This is a genomic window from Dethiosulfatibacter sp., from assembly GCF_983023055.1.
This window is the reverse complement of record NZ_CEZJXU010000319.1, coordinates 1-3,082: the sequence shown is the minus strand read 5'-3', so window position 1 is coordinate 3,082 and position 3,082 is coordinate 1. Positions and strand designations below refer to the sequence as shown.

Sequence of the window (3,082 nt, the reverse complement as noted above, 5' to 3'; positions counted from 1 at the left end):
GATAATCGTGCATTGCCGGGAGTACACATTGGTATTGTAATGGGACGACATGCAGGCTTTTTGACAGCAGCATCTTCCCTGGCCCAAAAATATCCAGATGACGGACCACATCTTATTTACTTGCCTGAAAAAGTTTTTGATGTTGATGAATTTCTAAAAGATGTAAAGGAAATATATGACAGACTTGGCAGATGTCTTATTGCTGTATCTGAAGGTATTAGAGATAAAAGCGGTCAACCTGTGGCTTCGACATTGACAAGTTGTATAGAAAAAGATTCTCACGGCAACATTCAACTCTCAGGAAGCGGTTCTCTAGGCGACATGCTATCGGATTTGATAAAAACCAAGCTGAATATAACCCGCGTAAGGGCCGACACATTAGGATATCCCCAAAGAAGCTCCATAGCAAGTATCTCAGATGTCGATCAACATGAAGCAAGAGAAGTTGGTGAAAAAGCAGCACAATTTGCCATTTGGAATAAAGTTGACGGATCCATTACAATACAACGGACAGGATACTATTCAGTGGATTATCAGCTGGTGGATTTGGATAAAATTGCAGGAAAAACCAAGGTAATGCCTCCTGACTTCATTAATGCGAGAGGTAACGGCATAACTGATGAATTCAAGTACTATTTAAGGCCCCTTGTAGGATCAAATCTCGGCAATGTACATAGATTAAGAGCACCAAGAGTTGAAAAGATACTGAATACAAAATAAATACGGAATAAAGCAGCTTCCTATATTTTCCCAGTGGAAATACAGGAAGCTTTATCTTTGTTGATTGTTATCCATAGTACCTGAGGGAAAAGTGTGGTACAATTTATTAATAAATCATAAACAATTTCTGCATTATCAGATTAAAATTTAAATGAATTGGAGCCTTATCTATGATAAAAAAAATATTAACACGACTTATCGTACTGATGGTAGTTGCCACAGTATCTTTTGGATTCTACAAATATTATATGAATAAAACAGCCATGAAAGACAGTCTGTACTACGGAGAGCTTCAATGGGATACCTTTGATGTAGTATCGGCAGTTCCCGGAATAATAGAAGAAATATATGTTTCTGAAGGAGACTCCTTGGAAGAAGAGTCACAAGTCGCTTTGCTGGATGATTCAAAGATGGCACTTCAACGTGAAGAGGCCAGAATTTACAAGGAAATTTCAGGTCAAAATATAGAAAAATCCGAAACTGGTGCTGGAAAAGAAGAAATAAACATACAACTTCAAACAATAAGTCAGCTAGAAAGCCAAAAAGATGCTCTTGAAAGCAATGTTGACGGTGCCTTGAATCTTTATGAAAAAAGCAAGATTGTAAGTGACAATCTTAAATCAACCTACGAATTCAATGTATCCAATTACGATAAAGTCAAGGCACTATATGATGAGGACATAGAAACACAAGTCAATCTGGATAATGCAGCCCTTTCAATGACCAACAGTAAAAATGTCTACGACACTTCCTTGGTTGACTCCAGCAAGATTATCAATGATATTGACACACTTAAATTCCAGGCAGAAGCTGTGGATGCTCAAATACTTGCTGCCAACGAAAAACTTATTCGCATGGAAAAGGGCTATGACGATCCTGACAAAAACATCACTTCACTCAATAACGAACTGGCTATCCTAGGTGAAAAAATTGCAAACAGGAATCTTGAAGACTATCACATTCAATCCCAAAGATCGGGAATAGTAGAAAGCGTATACTATAACAAAGGTGAATTTATCAATACGGGAAGTCCAATAGCCACTCTTTATGATTCAAATGACGGATATGTGACAATCTATATTTCTGAAAAAGATCTGTTAACAGTTGCTCCCGGCCATGAGCTTACTCTAACACTGGTTGCCGACAAATCAATAAAGATGACGGGCACAATCAGAAAAATAGACAACGAAGCAATGTTCACACCAATTAACATTGTTACTGAAGAAGATAGAGAACGCCTGGTCTTCAAGGTTGAAATCAGCCTTGACCCATCTGAAAATTTGAAAGCCGGCATGCTAATATCTGTAGATTTTAGTGAATTGGAGTAGTTATGGGAAATGCAGTAGAAGTAAACAACCTTACAAAAGTATTCGGTTCACTAACAGCAGTAAACGACATATCCTTTCAAATCAAGCGTGGTGAAATCTTCGGCCTTCTGGGACCCAACGGTTCAGGCAAATCAACCACCATTCGTATGCTATGTGGCGTCATCACACCTACTGGAGGAACCGGAACCGTACTTGGTTACGATATCCTTAAGGAATCTGAATTCATAAAACAGAAAATCGGATATATGAGTCAGAGTTTCAGCCTCTATGGAGACTTGACCGTCAATGAAAATCTTGATTTTTACGGAAATATTTTCGGTATGAAAAAGAAAGACATAGAAGATCGAAAAAAAGAACTCATCGCAATGGCCAATCTAGGAGGAAAAGAAAATGCGCAGGCCAGAACACTGTCCGGAGGATGGAAACAAAGACTTGCCCTTGGATGCGCATTGATTCACAATCCTGAAATACTGGTATTGGACGAACCTACAGCCGGCGTTGACCCTGTCTCACGGCGTGAATTTTGGCATATGATTGCAGACTTATCAGCAAAAGGAGTATCAGTACTTGTCACAACCCACTATATGGATGAAGCTACTGTATGTGACAGGATAGGATTCATATACAATGGTAAGATTATTTCCATCAACTCTCTTGAAGGCCACTATAAGGAGATGGGAATGGACAACATAGAAGACATCTTTATTCACCATGTAATGGAATTGTCCAATCAGGAACATCTGGTGAGCTACAAGGAACTTAAAAACAATAAAAAGAACAAACAGAATAAGAAGAAATCCAAAAGCAGCAAAGGAGACAATGACAATGAATAAGTTCAATTTGAATTTCTTTTCATTCAAAAGACTAGCCACAATTACAAAAAAAGAATTTATCCATATAAGACGTGACAGACCCAGTCTTGTCATTTCATTTATGATGCCCATAATGATGCTTATGATCTTCGGCTTCGCCGTAAACACCGACGTCAACAATGTGAACTTGGCTGTCTACGATGCTTCCCATACTTCCTTGAG

Annotated in this window: 3 protein-coding genes and 1 pseudogene; all 4 read left to right on the top strand. The window is 38.5% G+C overall.

Annotation, left to right across the window (positions count from 1 at the left end; translation table 11 throughout):
- Positions 1-720: 6-phosphofructokinase (locus tag AC3AX0_RS10290; RefSeq protein ID WP_487550203.1), on the top strand; the 720-nt coding region annotated here is incomplete at its 5' end.
- A gap of 170 nt (positions 721-890) precedes the next feature.
- Positions 891-2,048 carry an HlyD family secretion protein gene (locus AC3AX0_RS10285; RefSeq protein WP_487550202.1) on the top strand — a complete coding sequence of 386 codons (1,158 nt, stop codon included), beginning with the start codon at positions 891-893 and terminating at the stop codon, positions 2,046-2,048.
- 2 nt (positions 2,049-2,050) lie between these two features.
- Positions 2,051-2,881, top strand: coding sequence for an ABC transporter ATP-binding protein (locus tag AC3AX0_RS10280; protein ID WP_487550201.1), 831 nt, complete (start codon positions 2,051-2,053; stop codon positions 2,879-2,881).
- Positions 2,874-3,082, top strand: a pseudogene (locus AC3AX0_RS10275) (hypothetical protein); the annotation flags it as partial. The gene AC3AX0_RS10280 and the pseudogene AC3AX0_RS10275, both read left to right, overlap by 8 nt.